Raw genomic sequence first — 22,296 nt, 5'->3', positions numbered from 1 at the left:
AGCATAGGTCGCTCTCAAAACATGTAATTTTAAAATTAATTTCCAAAACCTACTGCTTTTCTTAATTTAGGGCAATAATTAGTATCCACCTCAAAATTAAAAATATCAGCCACCGACATTGGTTGATTCACTTCTATATCGTTACCTAATTTTTTCAATAGGATATTTGTTTTTAAAGTTGAAAGAGGTTTAAATTCATAAATAGCTGTCAATCTACCTTTTCGCAATAATGCTTTATCTATATTTTTTAGATCGGTATTGAAAGTAGCTATAATCTGGATACCCAAGCTTTCTCCCAAAAGGCCATCAGTAAGATTGAGTAAAAATGAAAGTTTAGAGTTATGATGGTTGTCTCTTGATAATATTAATTCCTCAGCATCTTCAATCACTAAAATACAATTTTGATTGTCCAACAAAAAATTAGTAAGCTCCATGCTATCTAAATTTCCAGCCATATTTGGAGATAAGAATATTACTTTTTTATTTTGTAGGTGAATAAGATGTTTAATATAAGTACTTTTTCCTGTTCCAGGCAATCCATGAAACAAGTATAGCCCTTGAGTGTGGGCTTTTTTAATATTTTTTAGAATTGATAAATGGACCCTATTGAAATCATCGTTGTAATTTAAATCAATATTTAATTTTGGTTTTTTAATGACAACATCCTTTGTTTTGAGCCCATTTTTAGAGTTTACGATTAAACTTATTTCTTTGGTTTTTGTTGGTTTTATCTGAAATCGCAAAAATAAGTTTTGAAGTTCTTGTGCTTCTTTTTCTTGTTTTGGATTAAAAAGTATATAAGCATTCTGATGAAATAAATTGATAACAATATTATTTTTTAGAATAACAAAATAGTCTGAATAATCGTTCTTTTTCGTATCATATTCATAAGATTGGCTATAATGCTCTTTTTGAATTTCGTTTTCCATTTCTTTAATAATATAATCTCGCAACTTTGAATCAATTATTGAATCGATTGTTTTTAAATTTGGAATGATACCAAAATAGGCATGAAAAAGTCGAAATTGATTAATGTAATGGCCACCTCCTGTATAAATATCAAATGAATCGTGTTTGAGGATTAGATTTTCTGCAACTGATGTTTTTGTAGTAATTTCCATGGGTTGTTATTTTTATTTACAACAAAACTAACAAGCCATAACGACAAGATATGACGGAAAATAAAAATGTCCCAACTATTTACAAAATTCAATCTTTTAATAAAAACACTCTCATAAAAAAGGAAGACTTAATGCATTCCTTAAAATTAATTGTAAAAAAAATCTGCTTTACGGGAATCCGTAAGGAATCCGATTTTTAAATTTTTAGATTTGCATGAATTACTTTTTTTCTAGTTTTAAAATAATTAAACCATCCCCTAACTTAACCACTATGAAAAATATTTTCTATTTTTTGGTAACTGCATTATGTTGCATTAGCTTAGTTTCATGCTCAAATGATGAACCCGCAATTCTTCCTCCATTAGTAATCGTACCTCCAACAGTACCACCAGTAGTGATTGCACCACCAGTAGCTGTAATACCAGTTTCAAGTTTGATGAAACCAGCAGTTGTCAACATCAAAGGTCAAAGTTCAACTGGAAGAATCGCGGCAACTAAACGTTTGGTTAAAACAATAACCTTTACATTTCAGTCGTGGTCGGACTCTAACTACAAAACTAAATTTACAGATGCGGAGTACAAAGCTTTACCTACTGATAACCTTTACGACCCAACTGAAGAAGCATTAAATGTGGAAACTAAAAAATTTGATGAAAGGACTTATTCCTATAACTCAAGTGGTAACCTTGAACAAATAACCATTAATAATATTGCAAATCCTGGTTACAATAACACACCTGCATATGCACCAATTATTTTCTCTTATCTTGAGACTGGAGCAAGAGTGCAAATAACAAGATATCAAGATGCTGGTGCAGTTTTAGTATATGAATATAATTCAATTGGTCAAATAATTAAAGCGAGGGATTTATATGGCGCGCTTAAATATACGTTTGAATACGATGAAGCTAATAATATAATTAGTAAATATCTATACTACACTAGCCCCGATGGAAATCCAAAGCCACAAATGCATTATACCTATTCTTATTTTCCGAATAATACGTATATTAAAAATTGGATTAGTGTTGATGCTGATGGAGTTGAAAAAACAACTTCAAGTGTCACTTATTCTTATAATAAAAATATTGCTGGAGTTTATAACAACGAAGCTGTTTATAAAGTTCTAATGGATAATCAAGAAGGATTATCATACCTTCATATTACAACCAATTCAAATGGTTCAAATCCAAAATATTTTTATGATGCTGATGGTTATCTTATGAAATATGATAGACATGGTTTGAATAATGCTATGGATATAACATTATTTAGATATGAGTAAGTAGACACTTCAAATCTGAAAATCATCAAACTAAAAATATAATTATTTAATTGTGTGCTTTTCTTTTGTGTTTAAAAAAAAAGATATTAATTTATTGATATTCAGTGTTAAAACTGTGAATATGTAAAAGAAGACACCCAAATTAATACATCCACTCTGTGTGACTCACGGGCAATTTGTTTAGTTCTTCTTTGACTTCTCTCCAGTTTGGTAAAAAACTATTCATCAGGGCCACAAAGCGTGTGTTATGATTACGTTCCAAAAGATGTGTCATTTCATGAATGATAATGTACTCCAGGCAGGAAACAGGTTTTTTAGCTAGTTCTAAGTTTAGCCAAATGCGTTTAGCTCCAATGTTGCAAGTACCCCACTTGGTTTTCATTTTCTTTATGCCAAAATCATTCACATTAACACCCATTACTATTTCCCATTTTGAGATAAGTTCTGGAATCTTTACTTTTAGCTGTCCTCGATACCATTCCTCTAAAATCTCTTTTCTTTTTTCAGTACTGGTTGCTGGTCTGATATACAATTCAATGGTATTGTGTTTCAGTTTTACTACAGGAGAGGCATTATGTTCTATAACTTTTAGCAAATACCGTTTACCAAAATAATAGTGACTTTCTTTAGTTAAATATTCTCTGGGTGCTTCCCTCTTTTGAGATTTAATTTTAGCTTGTTGTTTTCTTATCCAGGTTAATTTCGAGATAGCATAAATGCGAATGGTATCCAAATCCATTCTTTCTGGTGCAGCAATTTTAACCTGACCAAAAGGTGGATATACACTCAAATGAACATTTTTTATATCCTTTTGAGTAACCTCAACGGTAATATCACCAAGTTGAATTTCCTGCATTTAATATTCCTTTTGGTTTACAACGATCTGAAAAATACGTTCTACTTCATTATCATCATTTAAAACGCTGTATAATGCTTTTTTGATGTTTCTTTCTTTTACTAAATCTCCTCTAAAACCATCTTGCTTATTATATTGCACCGCTTCATCGCATGCCATTGCCAATGCAACATTATTATCTAAATTATTATAAAGTGCCACTTTCGCAGGACTACTTAAAGTTTTTGGCATATTCTCTTTTTTGCCCTCATTCACTTTCTTGGTCAAACTAGCTATTTTAGCCAAATAATCCCCATAAGATAAAGCTTGGTTTTTCCTTTCGTGAATAATCGCTGTCAGTAAAGTAGACATTTCTTCAAAAAAGGCTGGATCAATCAAATGGTCCCGAATTATTTTCTGCCGTACATTATTTTCTATCGTTTCAGCCACAGCTTGTTGATTGGACTTAATACCAGTTGGCAAAGAATTTATAGCTTCTGCAATTCCAGAATTCACTATCAAATCCAATAACGGAATATCTCCAAATGGAGATACTACCACCGATTCTTCTGCCTGGATATAATGGTCAATTAAATGACGCATGTCCGCCTCATAACTTTTTAAATCCAGGGTTTCCCCACTATGAATTCTTATTTCTTCCCTTAGTTTCAAATAGAAATCTAAACGGTTTTGGATATGGGTTATTTCTTTCTCATTGTAACCCGCTTCCTCCATATCGGCAGCAATATTGGCATAAGCTCTAATTAAAGCTACCGTTCCTTTATACAATGCAGTTCTTTGTGCTTCACGCTCTATTAAATCAGTCTCTATCTCTGAATTACCGCAGAAGTAATGAAAATACTGTAATTGTCCTTTTGGTGGCGCTACGGGCTCACAAATCATTTCTAACTCTTCCAGGGCATTGTCCAGCCGTTCCCTACCCATTTTTAAACGGTCTTTCAATAGAACTTCACAATCTTCTTTGGTAAATGTTTCAGTATCCAGTTCAGAAGTATAAACATTGATTGCATCTGAAACACTATCAAACAGATTTTTATAATCAACAATATACCCAAAGGTTTTATCATCAGTATCCAAACGGTTTACTCTACAAATCGCTTGGAACAAGGTGTGATCCTGCATGAACTTATCAATGTATAAATACGTGCAAGGCGGTGCATCAAATCCAGTCAACAATTTAGAAACTACAATCAGTAATTTCATATTGGCGGGTTCTTCCCTAAACTTCGCTTTGGCGTTATCTTCGTAAGTTTCTGTTTTGGTTTGATTGGGATTTGCTGCGACCTTTTCGAGTAAATCAGAATATATTTTAAAAATGTATTCTTTATCCGTTTCCGTATTGGCTCCAGTATCTTCCGTATTAATATCTCTTGTGGCGGGATTATATGAAGTGATCACTGCACATTTTCCTTTTAATTCTGTTCTGTTAAAGAGTTCAAAATACTTACAAGCTTCGTAAATACTTGAGGCTACTAGTAAAGCATTTCCTTTCTCAGTAGATAAACGAGGTTTTGTGCTAAAATCAAAAAGGATATCGCTCACCACTTTCTCCATTCTGGAACGGGAACTCAAAACATTTTGCATCGTTCCCCATTTCTTTTTCAGTTCCGATTTCTGAAAGTCATTCAGTCCTCTCGTTTTGGCTTCAAACCAGGCATCCACTTTGGCGGGAGAGGATAATTTTTGGTCAATATCACGACCTTCATAAACCAAATCTTTCACCACCTCATCTTCAACCGCTTCATTGAATTTATAAGTGTGAATATAGGATCCAAAAACTTCCAAAGTTGTTTTCTTATCTTGTTTCAACAAAGGTGTTCCCGTAAATCCAATAAATATGGCGTTTTGCAGCATGGTTTTCATAACCAGGTGCAGTTTTCCACTTTGGGTACGGTGGCATTCATCCACAAAGACATATAATTCACCAATAGTTTGCACAGGGTTTTCTTCCAGTTCTCTGATAAAATCCTCGAAGTTATCTTCACTTTTTTTACCAAATTTATGTACTAAAGAACACAACAATCTTGGTAAGGGCTGTGTGAGTTGTTGTAATAATTCCCTTCCGCTTCCTGTTCTTTTTATCGGTTCACCAGCATCGTTAAATACCCGTTCTATTTGTTTGTCCAGTTCGGTTCGATCCGTTAGGATGATTACCCTGGCATTGGCATTGTTTTCTAAAATCCATTTGGCCAGCATTACCATCATGATACTTTTGCCAGAACCTTGAGTGTGCCAAATTATACCGCCTTCTTTCTTTTTAATGCGTTCTTGCGACGCCTTCAAAGCAAAATATTGGTGTGGGCGAGGTAGTTTTTTTACTCCAGCATCAAACAAGACACAATTGTATATCAGTTCTAAAAAACGTTCTTTATTGCAAAGTTTTTTTAAGTATTTATCTACCTTAAGTTCACTGTTGTCTTGCTCGTCTTCTTTCCAATTAAGGAAATATTTTTCTTTAGTTTGTATCGTTCCATAGCGCAAACCTTGGGTATCATTTCCTGCCATGACAAACTGCACCGTGGCAAAAAAAGATTGAATGAAACTATCTTGTTGGTTGGTGATGTTCTGGCGGATACCTTCTGTAATTTCTACCAGACCCCGTTTGAGTTCTAGAATGCCTAGTGCAATTCCATTCACATAAATTACAATATCTGGACGTTTATCTCGATTACCTTTGATAGTTACTTCCTCAGCAATAGCAAAATCATTCTTTTCCCAGTTCTTCCAGTCAATTAAATGAACGGTAGTATAATTAGTTCCAACATCTTCCTTTACTTTTACACCATAACGCAGTATGGCATAGATTTTCTTGTTTTTTAGGTACAAATCATCGCTAAAACTATCCGCAACCTGCTTTAGTTCATAAATAGCTTTGCTGAACACCGTAACCGTATAACCTTGTCTGAGTAAGTAACTACTCAAATAGCTTTCCTCTATATTACTGTTCTTTTCACGGTCTTCCCAATTACCATAATATTTGTAGTCCAACTCATCTTTGAACAATTTTACAATACGGTTTTGAGAAAGGCGTTCTATTTGTCCTATGTTACTCATTGGCGTAATGGTTTATTATTTGTAATGGTTTATTATTAATATTATTTAATAATTCAATAAAAGGAATCAAATCATCAATTAAATTTTGGCATTCTAAAACAAAACAATCTTTTTTATCGTCAAATTTGATTATTTCATTTTTAAAATCTTTGTCTAAATTGTAAATGGACCACGAATTATCTATTTGTTCTAATTGAATTCCATTTTTTAAATGTAAAAGACTGTAATTAGAATATTGTGCACAAGAATTAAATTCATCAATATTTTTTCTAATTTCGAGCGGACTGTGAAATCTAAACCAAAAAACAAATGGATTATTATGATAAGAATTTAAACTTTGATTATAGAAAATCTCAATTTTATTTTCATTATTTCTTGTAAAAATAGGGTGATCAAGTATCGTTTTATATTGATTTTTCATACAATACCAGAGCCAATTATTTTCATATTGCATAATATGATTTGAAACAGTAGTTTCAATAAATTCATGCCAATTTTCAATTTTACTTTTTGAGAAGATTTTAAATAATTCAATGAAATTTGGTTTTATTTCTCCATCTGGAGATGCTAAAACTCTATTCCACTTTCCTTTTTCTCCAAAAAATCTAAATAGACCAAGGTTTGAACTACCCACTTTTACAGAATAGTCACCAAAACATAAAAATAAACGAATAATATCTTGATAGATTAAATGATTAAACATATCATTGAAGTTTAACACAATGTTTTCAATTTCATTGATATTATAATTTGAAAAGTCAAAATTAAAAACAAGCCCCCTCAAACTTGAATGATCTTCGAACTTAAACAAAAGTTCTTTTATCAAATCATCATCTTTAAATATATCATACTTATTTATTTCATATTGAATATATCGCTGTCTGTTCGAAAAAACATTTAAATCTAATTTACTATATGGGTTTACAACTTCTATTTTTTCAATAATTTCAATAATTTCAGTATAATAATCAGTCCTTAATTCGGTATCTAAAGAGGTTTTGTTTTTCTGATTTATATTATTAATGAAGTTTCTAATGATTCTAAGAAAGTCTTTTAAATCCCCTGAAATTTCAATTGTGTTAGTTCTCAAAATAAAATTTAACCAGCCGTAGAAAAGTAAATTTTCAAAATGACTAAATGCTTCATCACTAAAGATTTTTTGAACAAAATTCAATGTTGGAAGATTTGTTGCTACTTTATTTTTCGTCATTTTTTCAGAAAAAATTTCATCAAAATAGGTAGTCCATTCATCATAATTTTGTAGGCAAACTAAATCTAAAAAACGATTTAAAAGAACTAAGTTTTCTTCAGAAGAATATATTTTTTCTAGATCGTTACTTGTAAAATCATAATATTCATCTATGTCGTTTTTAAAAAACAAATATTCAGTAAATTTTTTAATAACCTCTAACATTAAAAAATCACATTTCTTTGTAAGTAATTCGACGTCTTCGTTAACTTTTAAAATTGGTAAACTTTTTAATGAATATACCCAAAAAGAATCCAACCACACACCGTCAATTTTATTAATAAATTCTTTAGAAATTGCCGTTTTATTTGAAATAATATTTTCAAATGATGCTTTAAAGTTTTCAAAATCAGAAAGTGGTTTTCCCCTAGCATTCATCTTTATATAAAGATTATCACCCAGTCCATATTCATCAATTTTTAAAAAATGAAATGATAAAGGTTTTTGCTCTCCTTGTATTAACGTTGAAAACGAAATGTCTGAAAACAGATCAACCACATGAGTTAATGTTCTTAAAATTCCCTTCACTGTTGGGTCAAAATCCCATTTCAAATTATACCAAGGTTGGTTTTTAATTACATAAATTAGTTTATCAAAACGGCCCTCGCATTCTTCTTTTACTTTAAATTGATTCTCCAAATTATTGATTGACTTGAAAAATTCTTTAGCAGATTGTCTTGTTTTATAATTAAATTTATGTAATCCGATTGAGGTAAATTCAACTTTATCTTTAAAAGCAAGAAACCAATGTATGATATATAGTGTGGTTAACCTTTGTTGTCCATCTAGAGGAATAAATGTACTGTTTTCAACATAACCGTAAACAAAATCTAATTTCAAAAAAAGATTATTACCTTCTTGATTTGACTTTAGAACATAATGAATATCGGTTAAAAACTTTTCTCTAATAAACGTTGTTTTTTCATCCACTCTTCCTTGTGCATAATCCCGTTGAATCATTGGAATTTCTATTCCATTTTCAATGGCCAATAATTCTAATGAATCAGTTTCCTTATTGTATATCTTTATATTATTATTTAATATATCTAAAAGTGTGTAATTAACATTCATTAGTTTCTATTTTAAAGTTTTTTACAAATTTTATTTGATTTTGTATTTTTGAAATATAGTCGTCTTTATCTTCTAAAGTCCAATAATTTAGATGTTTTGGATAGTCAGAGTAATATTTTAAAAATGAATTCTTAGTCGCTGTGGGGACAAAAACACCTTTCAACTCAAAATCAATGATTGCTTTTCTTTTAACACCAAAAGCACTATTACCAAGGGAAGAGTTACTTCTAGTATCTAATAATGCCATATTAGAAATATGGTGGTCAGCTCCTAATTTTTCGAAAGATATTTTTGATTTCAAGCCAAAATTTTCTGTATTATTTTCATCGTAAGATAAAACATTTAATATTTTGGCAGCTAATTCCTCAAAAATTGATTTGAAATCTTTATTACTTTTGGTATCCATTAAGATAAGAATAAAGTTTTCAATTTCAATAATTAGGTCGTCGTATGAATTATTGGTATTTACATTTCTGATTATTGAAAGATGATCTTCTAACCATTGAATGTATTGATTCTGTCTTATGTCAGTTGCATTTTGAGGATGAATATGTTCTAAACTCCATTTTATTTCCTTAAGCTTTAATTGTTTAAATGGGAATTTAGTATTATTGGAATGATAGGATTCCATCACATTGAAAAACACCAACATTTTTTCAACATTTCCATAACTCGTTTTATAATTTAATTCTTCTAGATTAAGATTACAAAATCTACTTTCGATCTCTTTAAATAAATATTTAAAAAATTCACTTTTAGTGCTTTTTAAATATTCTTCTATTAACTTTAAAATATCAAAACCATCCCAAATAAGTAAACCAATTAAATGGTAATACTTATGATCCTGAAACCAGTCTTGAATAATAGTGATATATATATCTACTTCCTCCCAGTTTGTTGTTATAAAATCAAATTTTTTGGTCTGTATTGATTTTACATACAAAGGATAATAGTAACGAAACACATCATATTCTTCTTGAACTATGTGTAATTTATTTTGGACTATTAACTTAAAAATATAATCAATTCTAGTAGGTAAATTAATTTGATTAGGAATAATAAAGTTCCACAAAGTATCATCTTGCAAGGCATATTCAATTTGATTCCATTTATTTGAGATATCTAATTGATTAGAATAAGAATCTAATGATGGATTACCATGATTCGCTTTACTCAAAAATAAAGCTTTTATTAATTCAGCATTAGTTAATGGAATTTTACCACTATTTAATCTCGTAAATGTTTTAATCAATTCAGTTCGATTACTCTCTTCAACATCATACCATATTACTTCTACTTTACCCGATAATGTGCCATAAAAATCAAATTCTATATCTGAATTTTCGCGGGTTGCTATTTTATCATTAAACCATGTATCAATTAATTTATAGGCATTACTTATATGTGCATAATCAGGGTTTGAATAATCTAATTTTCCATTGGTAAGTTGATTAAAAAAGTCAATACAGTTTTTACGATTATCGTTTTCAAAATCAATTTGAAATAATTGTTTTGAAAAATTTGAAAGTCTGAGTAATATTAGATAAATAGTGGTCAATCGTTGTTGTCCATCAATAATTTCATATTTATTGGGCTCTATTAAACTAACCACAATAGGTTGCAGACAATAGGATTCTTGTTTAGTGGTGTATACTTCGTATATGTCCTCCAATAAATCGATTACCTGCTTGTTTTCCCATCGATATCCTCTTTGATAGGATGGAATAAAATAAATTTGATCTGAGAAATTAATTTCTTTTATTTTTTTGGTTGTTATCATAATTGATTTGTACGCTTTATATTTTCAATTTTATTAGTTATCATAAAAATTTCTAGACTAATCTTATTTTACCCGTTAATAACCTTAAATCAATCCCGACTCTTATTTTCTCTCTCAGAAATTCTCTCTTGCAAAATCATCTCCTTCCATGGTCAATTCAGTAAAATAATCGGCATCACCCATCCTAAAGATTGAAACAAATAATTTCGTGATTGTATCGTCCTCTTTAAATAGTAAACGGATGTCTTTTTTAATTTTAATTTGGTAATCCTGAATAATTGCCCAAACCAATTCCGAAAAATCTAATGGCTCATAATTCAAGGTAGTAGAAGAGAGTCCTTTTTTGAAGATGGTAAAATCGTCTTTAGAGAATTTCATTTTCTCGATAAAAAGATCAAACTCTATAAATTGACGTTGGCTATTTTCTGATTTTAAATAATCATGACATATATAAGCAAAAGCTGTTGCATATAGCTTTCCTTCTAGTTCATCATTAACGTTATTAATGTCAGGATAATTAAATAATGATTTGATCACACCATATAAACTGGCACATTCTGTAGAGTAGGAATCGATTATGATTTCAAAAGGCAGTTGATTTTCCATGTTTTTTTATTTTGTATATTTTTTAAATATTTATTTATCGTCAAATCTATCAACCCACAACGCCATTTCATGTCGTCCTAAAATCTAAATCTTCACTTTCAAAAATTCTCTCACTTTCTCCAAATCCCTTACATCATCCCTCAAAATCTTATCCTTTCGATCAAATGCAAAATCCGAATAAGAAATCTCAATCACTTTAATACCATTTTTAGGCAAAACCTCTAAACGTCTTTGATCATAAATCTTGCGTTGTTCGCCACGATGGACACCGCTGACGGTAAAAAGATTGGGCTTGTCAAAATGCTTGTTGGGCTTGCTATGCTGTTGTTCTTTGTATTCTATGACTAAATTTAAATCTGGGTAATAAATGTCTACAGGTAGTTTTGCACAAACTCCTTTTGGGTTAGGATCTCCTAAAAGAAAATCAAAACGGTGTTGACGCAACCCACTTTTTACTAAAACGGCATCACATAAATCTAACACATAATGTTCGTCGCTGTCCTTTCTGGAATTGACTTTAGTTGTACTTCTTTCATTAGGTTTTTCAATTGCATTTTGAGGTATTGGAGTAACCGATCCACTACGTTGAAAGTACCAATTGGTGTTTACCTCTTTCCTCTCCGCATAAACAAATGGGATTAGATACAATTGGTTTTTATCATCTAAGCGACGCAAAACGTTTCGGATAGGAAATCCGTTTTTAGTGTCTTTAGGGAAAATACCAGCCAATATAAAATAAGACATCATATCTTTTGCAGGAATAATTTTCACGTTTTTGTTAAGCATAAAATAGTCTTTTAGCACTAAATTGATTTGAGTAATTTTATCCATAACTAATTATTTATTTTAAATATGATTCACTTATTCCTTTATAATCAATAATTATTTTATACTTCTCTAGCTTTTAAAAATGCCATTCATTATGCCATTTCATCAAAATGAAATCATTAAGTAAGGCTATTTGATTGTTTGGATTTTGATTATTATGAGCTCCATGCTGATAAAATGCATATCCTGATGGTGTTAAAAGTTTCTTTTCATGCAAACCATTTTGGTTTGAATATTGAACAACTGGTCGCCATAATCTTCTCCAAAATGTTTCACCAGTTCCTCTTGTCAAATAAACATTTGTTATAGTTGGATGGTTTTGTAATAGTGCAACGATATTGTTTGGAACTTGTTCATCAAAATCTTCAGCAATTGATCTATCACTATAAGAAGCCAACCCTATAACGTGTTCCCCAATAGCTTCATCTGCATCTGCAATATTTTCTATTAAATCAGTAATAGCAATTTTATGCCGTTTACAAAAGGCTTTCCATTCCACAGGAGTAGCATTTATTAAACTATTTTCACCATAAAGACGAGGCAAAACATCCCAAAAATTATTATTTACATTTCCATGCTGATCATGTGTTCTCCCATAAAACCACTCTGCCTGATTATTGGCTGGCCAAGCAGGATTAAAGGTTCCTACAATCAAGGTCTCTGGTTCGAAATTCAATTGATCCAGGTTTAAATCATCTAAAAACTTATGTGGACAAGGCATATTATTTTATTTTAAAAAATTCATCTTTCATTTTGATATAATATGATTTACAACCTCTCTTTTGAATTTCATCGTCCCATGCTTCCTGAATTACTGGTACGCTGTTATACCAATCATTCATTCCATCTGACCAAGCTTTCCAAATTATTTCATCTATTCTTTTCTTTTTATTCCAGTAATACTCCTCAGCACATAAATTAAAAAAATCATTTAATTTATATCGTAAGTCTGGATGTTTCTCTAAATCTCCTAGATTTTTACATTTTTCCTGAATTTGATATAAGTAATCATTGAGTTTATCATATCTTCCATTAAACTCAGTAAATAATTCTTTATTCATTTTATCATTTTCCAGTTTGCGGCTATGAATATTATAATATATCGTTATTAGAAAACCAAAACCACCAAGGATTGCTGTAACAATTATAGAATCTGACATATTTTACTTTTAGATTATTATATTAATCATTCATTATAACCGTCATCCCAATTTCATCCCAGTCCGAAATAGGAGCATTGTCTCTTACTTCCTGAATTCTAAACCCTTTTTCATCGAAGACATAATTGAAAACCACGACCCTTTTTATTCTCAATACACCTGATTGAATTTCATCATAAACTTTGATCCGCCAAACATGGTCGTATTTTAATGATGAAATTCTAAGCTTATTTGGGTAAATTCCAGTTTTCTGAAACTCCATCGTGCCACCCATCGTGTGCGTTACAAAAATATCATCATTTGGATTTTCACTCATAATCCATAATTACATTATACCAACCTCATTTTCCAGTTAATAACTCCTGCAAATTGTAATAAATGAACTTTTACCACAATTTATAGTTGTATTTATAATTGAAGCTGCACCAACTTTTTTTGTATGGTTAATAAAGCAATCTTCCCAATCTTTATGACTATTGAAAACTTTATATTTATCCCTCATATCTTCTGAATTCAAAAAACCTAAGTATAAAAGAACCACAGGGATTCCTTGATTAGCCAACCACCATGCGTGTGCGACGCGGTTTGAAAACTGATAACATTTATCTCTTGATATGGAAATGCCACTTATTACATTTTCTAAGTTTGTATTTGCTTCATTAATAGCTATACTTATTTTCTTATGATTCTCTTTAGAGTTACCTGATGCTTCTTTTGAGATACTTTTCCCTTTACTTTCACCATTTAATTCTTGAGTATGTGCTTTCGCTTCAACCAACAATATACCTGACTTACCATTTATTGTACAAGTAGAAACTAAATCCCAATTGGGTGTTCGAGTTTGAGGTGTATAAATTTCTAACCACCAATTTTGTATTTCCGCCCCTAATTGGACATTGTGACTTCTGCTTAGAAAGGTTTTTAATTCAGCTTCCTTATCATTTTGTGAGTTTTTGGGTATCCAAGTATCTGAAGTAGAAATACTAGCTCCAATATTTTCTAAAAGAATGTTTATATCAGTTATAAAATCAGAAGAATCTATTAAATCAAGCATACACCTTTTACTTCCTTTATATTTGCTCATATCAACCTCGTTTTTCCAGTTAACAACTCCTGCATCATCCCCAACTTTATTTTTTTATATTTCTCCAGTTTTTGCTCTAATACTGTAAGTTCTGCATCCATATCCGAAAGAATTGTAGCAATACGGGTTTGTTCTTCAGGTGATTTTGGAAAAGGAATTTCGGTATTATTAATCAAGGTTGTATTCAAATTCATTTGCGAGCCAGTTTGACCACTTTTAGCCCAATTATCTTCTATAAATGTTAGGAAATAATATAAATATTGTCTGTCAACTTGAGGATTTTTAAAAACAACGAATCCATCATGAATACAAACATCAAAAGTTGTGAGTATTGGCCTTCCAACTGTTGCACAAATGCTCATAATTAAATTTCCATTTTCAACTAATCGACTATTTTTTACTCCTAAATCGGATAATTTTTGAGTTGTTTCAAGAAGAACTTTTTTTGATTTTGTAACATCTGAAATCCTCACCCATCCAATAGGTGATTGTTTATCAAACCATTTTGTATCTTCTATTGGTCTTGGTGATGCTCCTCTAACTATTGTTGCAACTTCCCCCAACTTCTTCACTTCCCAACCTTCTTTTGGCTGCAAAAGTTGTTGCATTGTTCCTTGTTTGATGTTTCGTTTTTTGGCAATGAGTTTTTCTAAACTCGTTATCAAAGCATCTGCATCGGATAAGGCTGTGGCAATGGCGGTTTGTTCTGCGAGGGTAGGAAGCGGAATGAAATGATCATGAACATCATTTCTATTTAAAGTAGGAACGCCTGAACCTGTAGCAAATCTTTCAAGTTTGATTTTTAAGAATAAATAGTAAATAAATTTGGGATTATTATTTTTGAAATCAGTAACCCACAAAGCAGTATTATGAGGCCAATAATCTTCTTCAACAAAAGTTACTTTTCCAATTGTACCTGACCTTCCTGTAACAATCCCTGGAGCTTTAACTTGAAAAATATTATGAAAATTTACAATCCCATTTGAATAAACAACTGGATAAATGCCTTTTTTTAAATCACTATTAGTTAAATCAAAACCCCTTTGCAATGGAGCAACATTTTTAATTGATTTCACTTCCCAACCGCTCGGAATCACCCCAACTTCGGTTTGTTTGTATCCCTCTTTAATTACCATACCAATCCCATTTTAGCCAAATGTGCATTTACTTTTTCTTCTAGTGTTTCCACTTCATTTTTTAGTTGCGGCAGAGGATTGTAATAGCAATCTGCTAATTCTTTAATGCGTTGGGTTAAGGCTTGGCTTACCCGTTCCATTTCGGTAGCTATAGCAGTCGCAATGGTGTACATCCATTTGTGGTCAGTCACCAATGTTTTTATTTCGGTTTCAGTAAGTGTTGGATATTTAGCAATTACATTTTTTTCTAATGCTTTCAAAGCCACTTTCAATTCTGCATTAATTTTGGTGTCTTGTTCCAAGAGTTTCAAATAGGTTTCGCATATTGCAGTTTCATCTTTGGGTGCTTTTTCTGCCTTTTTATCTTTGAGTAATTTGGCAACTTCGGCTTTGTTTATTTTGTCTAAATCACCAAACAATCCGCTTTCGGCTCCATGTTCTTCTTCGAGTTCGGTTTTGGTGGCTTGTCCTTCTTCTTTTTTGGCGTTCATAGCATCAATACTATTTTGCTCTTTAGTAAAATAATGAGAAATGATAAGACTTGGTGGGATCAATCGACCTTCCAATCCGTCTAATCCTTCCACATCTTTGCGTACGGTTTCTTTTTTACTGTTTTTACTTTCTTTGGCCAGTCGGTTGACTTCATTTCCTGCTTTCCAGCCATCGGCAGCAATCACATAAATATCGTCCTGCATGGTTTCGCTCCAATAACTCATCAGGTGTTGGTAGACATCATATTGGTCTATCAAGGCACGATTATCATAGGCGTGCAATAAGGCTTCTGAGATATTTTGTATGACTTCTTTGGGTTTGCAGCCCGCTTCTAAATTTTTAAGTTGAGCGGTAGTTTTTTCTTTCCATTGTTCGAAAACTGTTTTCAAATCATTGGTAAAGGAAAGAAATTCAGGATGCGTGAAAATTACGTTTTTTACTTCGGCCAAAGGCATATTCAACTGTGCATACGTTGCATTGGTGTCTGAGAATAAAACTTTTTTCAAGTTCGGATATACTTTCCAATAGTCGCCTAACGCGTTAATGTCATTTTGAGGAATTCCACCTTTTAGATGGGCTAAAATATCCTGGATATCTTCGGTTTCCTGACTGTCTATGTATCTTGGAATGTTGAGGTTATAATCGTTTTTGGCATCAGCAATTTCATCAATTCCCACCATCCGACTGTATTTAGGCACTTCGAGTTGCTTGTTGAATACATCTACAATCTTATGAATGTCCTGGTCACGAAGTCGGTTTTTATTTCCGTCTTTCATATAACCTTTACCAGCATCAATCATAAAAATCCCTTTACGAGTATAGGCATTTTCCTTGTCAATCAAGATAATACAAGCGGGAATTCCAGTACCGTAAAATAAGTTGGCAGGCAAACCAATAATCCCTTTAATCAATCCTTTTTTGATGATGTTTTTCCGAATTTCACTTTCTGCATTACCACGGAACAAAACCCCGTGAGGCAAAATAATAGCACCTTTGCCTGTACTTTTCAACGATTTTATAATGTGAAGCAAAAAGGCATAATCGCCATTCTTGTCTGGAGGGGTTCCATAATCCTGGAAACGTTTGTAAATATCATTTTGAGCATCGACACCGTTACCCCAATTCGATAACGAAAATGGGGGATTGGCTACGACATAATCAAAGGTTTTTAATTTACCATCTTCTTCCCATTTTGGTTTAGCCAAAGTATTGTCGGCCCAAATTGTTCCAGAAGGTTTGTTGTGTAAAATCATATTCATACGGGCTAAACCAGCAGTTGCTGTTTCTTTCTCCTGTCCATATAATGAGATTTCTTTTTCGGCTTCATCCGCTACTTTCAAAAGCAGCGATCCGCTGCCACATGTTGGGTCATAAGCGGTAGTTTGTGCTGTACTGTTGGCATCATTGATACCCAAAATTTTTGCCAAAACTTTACTCACCTCAGAAGGTGTATAGAACTGTCCTTTTGATTTTCCGCTTTCAGTAGCAAAGTGACGCATCAGGAATTCATAGGCATCACCTAAAATATCATCGCCTTCCGCTTTATTTTTACTAAAGTCTAATTCTGGTTTGTTGAAAATCAAAATCAGTTTAGAAAGAGTATCTATCATTTCTTTCCCACTTCCTAATTTGGTCGGGTCATTGAAATCAGGAAAATCTTGTAGTTGGTTGACTTCTTTAAGAGGATTAAGAATTTTCTTGTTGATGTCATCACCAATAGTTTCTTTTCCTACTAAAGCGACCATGTCCTGGAAACTTGCTCCGTCTGGAATAACAAGCGGTGCGTATTTATCACCTGAATATTTATCGGAAATGTACTTTACAAACAACATTGTAAGTACGTAATCTTTATATTGAGAGGCGTCCATTCCGCCTCGTAATTCATCACAACTAGCCCAAAGTGAGCTGTATAATTCAGATTTTTTGATTGCCATTATTGTATGCTATTCTTTATGTTGGGGATTTATGTATGCGAACTCTTATCTTGGCTAATGTAACCATTATTTCATTAGTACAAATGTGGGAAACCGTAAAGAGAGCGATTATTTTATATTACCATTTAAAAAGATTTCAGACGGACTGCTATTGGTAAATCAACGAATAAAAGGTTGGAATTACATTAGCTAATCGGTAAATTAGAGTTTTATGTAATTTGGATAAAAGAACAATGAGCACTTCTGTAAAATTTAGAAAGATTTTTTGTGAAAAATCATTTAATCCGCAATATCTAATAAAAAAAAACAGGTTGATGTTAATCTTTAACTACTGTGGATCGTGTTGAGCACAATATCCATTTACATTTCTAGTACGATGTTTACACCTCGTACTCTTTTTTGTCTGACCTCTACATTGCTTGGTTTCAGATTCTCCTTTTGCTTCTTTTGATCCTACTCGAATTTTACTAGCGAAACCTTGAGCGGATACTTCTTTTGGTGTGCAGATTTTGCATGGTAATAATCCTAATTCCGCAGCTTGTCTATAAGATATTTTATGAGAAACATTTTTAATCATCCTACAAGTGCTCAAATGGTATTTTGTGCCAGATGGAGTACGATATACAGATTGGGCCTGTGTAGTTATAAATACAAAAAATAAAATTACAGATATGTGAAATTTAGTTTTCAAAATAAAGACCGAATAAATTCATTTTTAAGAGATTGATTATCTAAATTTTCACCGCAAATACCCATAAGTTGAAGTTTAAAATATCAAATCCAAAAGTATAACTATTCAAAAGTAATTTCATTTTTATCATAATCAATTGAAACTTTACCGAATTTTGCTAATGCGGATTGACCAAATAATAAAGGCGCTTCACTATTATGTACGATAGAAGCTTCAACGTCTTTTAATATTTTATTCCCGATTTTAACCGTTTTTAATTTAATAATTGTTCCCTCCGAAATAGCTCCTGTTGCATCTTGGAAATTAACATTTCCCAAAAAATCTTCTTCTTTTAAAGTTCCTTGTTTAAATAAAAACAAAGCCTCGGTTTCAGACATTGAAATTACACTAGCACCAGTATCAAAAATAAAATTCATGTTACTTCCATTAATTTCTACAGGTATTTTAAAGGTACCATTTTCCTCTGACATCTTTACAATAGTTTTACTTGATCTATTTAAATGGATGGTTTCCCTCTCACCTTCTCTAGAACTTCTCGAATTATCTCTACCAGACTTAGAACATCCAGTACAATCTATAAATAACATAGAGAGAAAAAACGCAAACACACTATATATAATTTTATTCATCTAATTTTTTAATTTACCTATTTTGGGAATAATTTGGATCAAAAAGCGTTGATTTTTAAATTCGTTGTTCTTTCCTTGAAATCTCCCAACACCTTTAATACCGCTACCTGCTATTTGAAGTTCACAAATTGAAGGATCAAAATAAATGTTATTTTGACTCCATAATTTGAATAGCGATAATGCTCTTAAATAACTTAATTCATCATTCCTTTTATAGTAATCATTTGAGGCCATTCCCTCAATGATAATCATATATTTTATATCCTTATTTTTAATATCGCTTTTTAACTCTACAATTAAATTCTCAATTTCTTTTCCTACAGCTAATAAATAAGGTTTATATTGATCTTGTATTTTACTATCAGCTGGCTCAAATTGAATTTGCTTATTTAAAGAGAAGCGCTTATAATCATTGTCATATGAGAAGTAAGTTTTATCCAATTTTTCGATAGATTTTTGAATATTATTTATCATGTCAATTTGTTCTTTATTAGCTTTCGCATCTTTTTTCATCATCGCTATCGCTAAGACAAATAGGACAAGCATGATGAAAAACAAACTAGTCATTAAATCAGCATAACTGGTCCAGAAAATTTTGGCTTGTTTTTGCATTATTATTTAAAAAATAAATTATAAATCGACCATAAACAATATCCAATCCCTATAGTTGCCCCAGAACCAAAAAATGCAAATGACATATATTTTAAAGGAACAGGTAATTTGAAATCTACTTGCTTTTGATTTTTTAAAACTTCTGTTAACTCGATTAAACCGTTACCTAATTTATCTAACTTATCATTTTGAAGTGCAGTTGCTTTTTCAATACTAGACATTGTTTTTTCTAATTTACCTAATTTTTTAAGCTCATTTAAATTCCCTCTATCATTTCCTAATAAATTCTCTAAAAAGCTTTCTTCTTTTATCGTAATATTTCTAATTGATTCCATCTGAGCTTCAATATGCCCTTTTAGATTTTCTAAACTTTTTGTAATTGAATTATCTATATCTATTACTGCATCAGAAACAAATTGCTTTCTATTGGAAACTTCATGTAATTCTGATTGCAATATGCTTATTATTTCTTTATTTGCTATAACGTTAGAACCAATTGATTCCGCAACTCGTTCTATAGATTGTGTTCTTTCTAGTTGGTTTCCTATTTGAAAATTTAATTTCTGCGCATTGTCAACAAAAGAATTTACTTGATGCAAATAAGTATTAAATTTTTCAAATTCTTTTGTACTTGTCCGCAATTCTTTTAAAACGGTAATATTAATTTTTGCTAATTGAGCAACATCAACTTCTTTTAATTCATTCATTAAATTAACTTGACTGTCAAATGATTCAAGAATTTTTCCTAGAACACCATTAAAACTAACAACATTCGTAGAAAAAGTATCATTGAATTTAAGTAAATTAGCTTGAAGTGAATAAATACTTGAGGTGGTGTTTTGCGATAAGATTGGCAGTAATTGCGTTTGGATCCATGTAAAAAAATCGTTTTTAGTATTTTCGGCTTTCGCTTTCGCACCTTTGTAAAAATAACCAGACAAGAGAACCGTCAATAAAAGACCAACAAAACTAGCTATCATCCCAATTTTCACACTTCCGATCAGTAAATCGATAGCTGTTTCGAAACTTTTATCAGATATGCTTGGCATGAAAAACAAGCCAATTACAATCCCTAACATAGTTCCCATCAAACCTAAATATAACGGAATTGATAGTAAAGTGTTTATCTCTTCATCGATTGCATCACTATTACGATCGACGATATCTTTTATTAAGTTAAAATCGCTTACAGCACCCTTATTTCGAATAAGATACGTATTAGTCGATTCTAAAATTTTATCTAAAACTCTATTATTCCTATCCGAAGTAATTAGTGTTACTTCTATATATTTTTCATTCATTTTATTATCTATTTAAATACTAACTCAGAAGACTTTCGAATTATTTTTACGATCTGTTTTTTAGTATTCTTTTACATTTATTGTAAGAGAGTTTGATTGATGAATTTTCCCATCAAATTCGATAGTTGCCTTATTTATTACTAAAACACCTGTTTTTATAGGTTTTAACATATAAGAATAAGATTTAAAAAAAGTACCAGTACCATCTAACCATGCCTGACTTACTTCTTGTATTGGGCCTTTGATGAGAGAAAATCCATCAAATGGTTGTGGAGTAAAATTATCTCCATCTTCATTTATATTAAATTTTAGATTGAGTACTTGATTGATAATTAAAGATGTCTTATCAGCTTCAATTTCGAATAACATTTGAGATGTATCAATTTCATCTTCAAAGTTCACTTTCAGTTGTTCATTTTGCTGTAGATTTTGAACAGAATCTTTTATGTTACTATTCTTTGACATTTTATTGCCAAGGGTAGTATTTTCTGGCAGGTTCTTGAAAATATCAACTAATGAAATTGTTTCAATCTCATTCTCTTTAATAAATACTTTTACTATTTTAAAATTCTCTTGGCTGGGAAGAACATTTTTAAATATTTTTATTTTCTTCAATGTTATTGAAAATATGTATAATTGTATAGCTACAATTGCTATAATTAAAACTCCTATAATTAAGTCATGCATCTTATTCGTATTTAATTTTAGCTTTACTGTTAACTACCCACTTATCTCCATTTTTTTGAGCAGTACCTTTTGTTTCAGTAATTATTTTTTTAGTATTTGGATTATAGCCACTATAGATATTGCAAACTGATTCTAAATATTTATCAGGATAATTAACTGCATTCTTTATACCTATTGCATCTGAATAAAATTCAAAATCAGCTTTTTCAGGATTATTTTTATGAATAAAAAATTTATATAACGTAACAGTTTCTTTAAAGATATCTGAACTATTACTTATATCAAAATCTCCTTCTGATGATGGAGCTGGCATAAAAAATATTTTTTCTTGTATTATAATAGCTGGTTCAATAGTTTCCTCTTTCGGCTCATTTATTTTAACAGGGGGTTGTATTGTTAGATCAATAGGCTCCGTTTTTACGTCCAACAAAGGTTGTCCTTTAGGAACGATAACTTCTTTTCGAGTATTAGGTTGTGATTGAGTTTTAGTATTTATAGTTTTAGCTACTATTTCAATTTCATTTTTTAAGCTTGAAATATCCCATTTATGATGCTCAATTTTTTCTTCTAATTTATCGATTCTGATTTTTGATTTATTTACCCTTTTTAATAAATCAAAGAATTTATATAAGATAAAAAGGAAAATAATCATCAAAAGAATAAACCAGAAGTTTACTTCAAAACTAAAAAAACTTGTTTCCGATTCTATAGCTTTCATAA

The 22,296-nt window shown here is 31.1% G+C and carries 19 protein-coding genes; 1 reads left to right on the top strand and 18 read right to left on the bottom strand.

What is annotated here, in order from left to right; genetic code table 11:
* Window positions 1-35 precede the first annotated feature (35 nt).
* Window positions 36-1,121 (bottom strand): AAA family ATPase, encoded by a 1,086-nt coding sequence (locus AB3G36_RS10495; RefSeq protein ID WP_367752485.1) that lies wholly within the window; start codon window positions 1,119-1,121, stop codon window positions 36-38.
* Window positions 1,122-1,392: 271 nt separating this feature from the next.
* On the opposite strand from AB3G36_RS10495, the gene AB3G36_RS10490 reads away from it, so the two are divergent.
* Complete coding sequence (locus AB3G36_RS10490; protein ID WP_367752483.1) at window positions 1,393-2,406, top strand: hypothetical protein; 1,014 nt, start codon at window positions 1,393-1,395, stop codon at window positions 2,404-2,406.
* Between the two features lie 142 nt (window positions 2,407-2,548).
* On the opposite strand, the gene AB3G36_RS10485 is transcribed toward AB3G36_RS10490, so the two are convergent.
* From AB3G36_RS10485 to AB3G36_RS10405, 17 genes are all read right to left on the bottom strand, one after another.
* Window positions 2,549-3,262, bottom strand: coding sequence for a M48 family metallopeptidase (locus AB3G36_RS10485; RefSeq protein WP_367752481.1), 714 nt, complete (start codon window positions 3,260-3,262; stop codon window positions 2,549-2,551).
* Window positions 3,263-6,316, bottom strand: a complete 3,054-nt coding sequence (locus AB3G36_RS10480; RefSeq protein WP_367752479.1) for a type I restriction endonuclease subunit R — start codon at window positions 6,314-6,316, stop codon at window positions 3,263-3,265.
* Window positions 6,309-8,636 (bottom strand): DUF262 domain-containing protein, encoded by a 2,328-nt coding sequence (locus tag AB3G36_RS10475; RefSeq protein WP_367752477.1) that lies wholly within the window; start codon window positions 8,634-8,636, stop codon window positions 6,309-6,311. The genes AB3G36_RS10480 and AB3G36_RS10475 overlap by 8 nt, the downstream gene beginning before the upstream one ends.
* Complete coding sequence (locus AB3G36_RS10470) at window positions 8,626-10,416, bottom strand: DUF262 domain-containing protein (protein ID WP_367752475.1); 1,791 nt, start codon at window positions 10,414-10,416, stop codon at window positions 8,626-8,628. Before AB3G36_RS10470 ends, AB3G36_RS10475 begins: the two co-directional genes overlap by 11 nt.
* A gap of 114 nt (window positions 10,417-10,530) precedes the next feature.
* Window positions 10,531-11,022 carry a hypothetical protein gene (locus tag AB3G36_RS10465; RefSeq protein WP_367752473.1) on the bottom strand — a complete coding sequence of 164 codons (492 nt, stop codon included), beginning with the start codon at window positions 11,020-11,022 and terminating at the stop codon, window positions 10,531-10,533.
* Between the two features lie 84 nt (window positions 11,023-11,106).
* Window positions 11,107-11,853 carry a hypothetical protein gene (locus tag AB3G36_RS10460; protein WP_367752471.1) on the bottom strand — a complete coding sequence of 249 codons (747 nt, stop codon included), beginning with the start codon at window positions 11,851-11,853 and terminating at the stop codon, window positions 11,107-11,109.
* A gap of 73 nt (window positions 11,854-11,926) precedes the next feature.
* The gene (locus AB3G36_RS10455; protein WP_367752469.1) at window positions 11,927-12,571 is read right to left on the bottom strand and encodes a hypothetical protein; all 645 of its coding nucleotides are present in this window, start codon (window positions 12,569-12,571) and stop codon (window positions 11,927-11,929) included.
* A 1-nt stretch (window position 12,572) separates the two neighbouring features.
* Complete coding sequence (locus AB3G36_RS10450; protein ID WP_367752467.1) at window positions 12,573-13,010, bottom strand: hypothetical protein; 438 nt, start codon at window positions 13,008-13,010, stop codon at window positions 12,573-12,575.
* 22 nt (window positions 13,011-13,032) lie between these two features.
* Window positions 13,033-13,326, bottom strand: coding sequence for a hypothetical protein (locus AB3G36_RS10445; RefSeq protein ID WP_367752465.1), 294 nt, complete (start codon window positions 13,324-13,326; stop codon window positions 13,033-13,035).
* A gap of 36 nt (window positions 13,327-13,362) precedes the next feature.
* Window positions 13,363-14,094, bottom strand: a complete 732-nt coding sequence (locus tag AB3G36_RS10440) for a hypothetical protein (RefSeq protein ID WP_367752463.1) — start codon at window positions 14,092-14,094, stop codon at window positions 13,363-13,365.
* Window positions 14,091-15,230, bottom strand: coding sequence for a restriction endonuclease subunit S (locus AB3G36_RS10435; protein WP_367752461.1), 1,140 nt, complete (start codon window positions 15,228-15,230; stop codon window positions 14,091-14,093). Before AB3G36_RS10435 ends, AB3G36_RS10440 begins: the two co-directional genes overlap by 4 nt.
* Window positions 15,224-17,656, bottom strand: coding sequence for a type I restriction-modification system subunit M (locus AB3G36_RS10430; protein ID WP_367752459.1), 2,433 nt, complete (start codon window positions 17,654-17,656; stop codon window positions 15,224-15,226). The genes AB3G36_RS10435 and AB3G36_RS10430 overlap by 7 nt, the downstream gene beginning before the upstream one ends.
* Before the next feature lie 792 nt (window positions 17,657-18,448).
* Window positions 18,449-18,976, bottom strand: a complete 528-nt coding sequence (locus tag AB3G36_RS10425; protein ID WP_367752457.1) for a TIGR02281 family clan AA aspartic protease — start codon at window positions 18,974-18,976, stop codon at window positions 18,449-18,451.
* Window positions 18,977-19,588, bottom strand: coding sequence for a hypothetical protein (locus AB3G36_RS10420; RefSeq protein WP_367752455.1), 612 nt, complete (start codon window positions 19,586-19,588; stop codon window positions 18,977-18,979).
* A 2-nt stretch (window positions 19,589-19,590) separates the two neighbouring features.
* A complete protein-coding gene (locus AB3G36_RS10415) occupies window positions 19,591-20,889 on the bottom strand; it encodes a hypothetical protein (RefSeq protein WP_367752453.1) in 1,299 nt (432 codons plus the stop codon).
* 60 nt (window positions 20,890-20,949) lie between these two features.
* Window positions 20,950-21,576, bottom strand: coding sequence for a BatD family protein (locus AB3G36_RS10410; RefSeq protein WP_367752451.1), 627 nt, complete (start codon window positions 21,574-21,576; stop codon window positions 20,950-20,952).
* Window position 21,577: 1 nt separating this feature from the next.
* Entirely contained in the window at window positions 21,578-22,294 is a 717-nt protein-coding gene (locus AB3G36_RS10405) for a hypothetical protein (RefSeq protein ID WP_367752449.1), read from the bottom strand.
* Window positions 22,295-22,296 lie beyond the last annotated feature (2 nt).

This window comes from Flavobacterium sp. WC2430, assembly GCF_040822075.1.
Classification (GTDB): Bacteria; Bacteroidota; Bacteroidia; order Flavobacteriales; family Flavobacteriaceae; genus Flavobacterium.
This window is presented reverse-complemented; position numbering and strand designations above follow the sequence as displayed.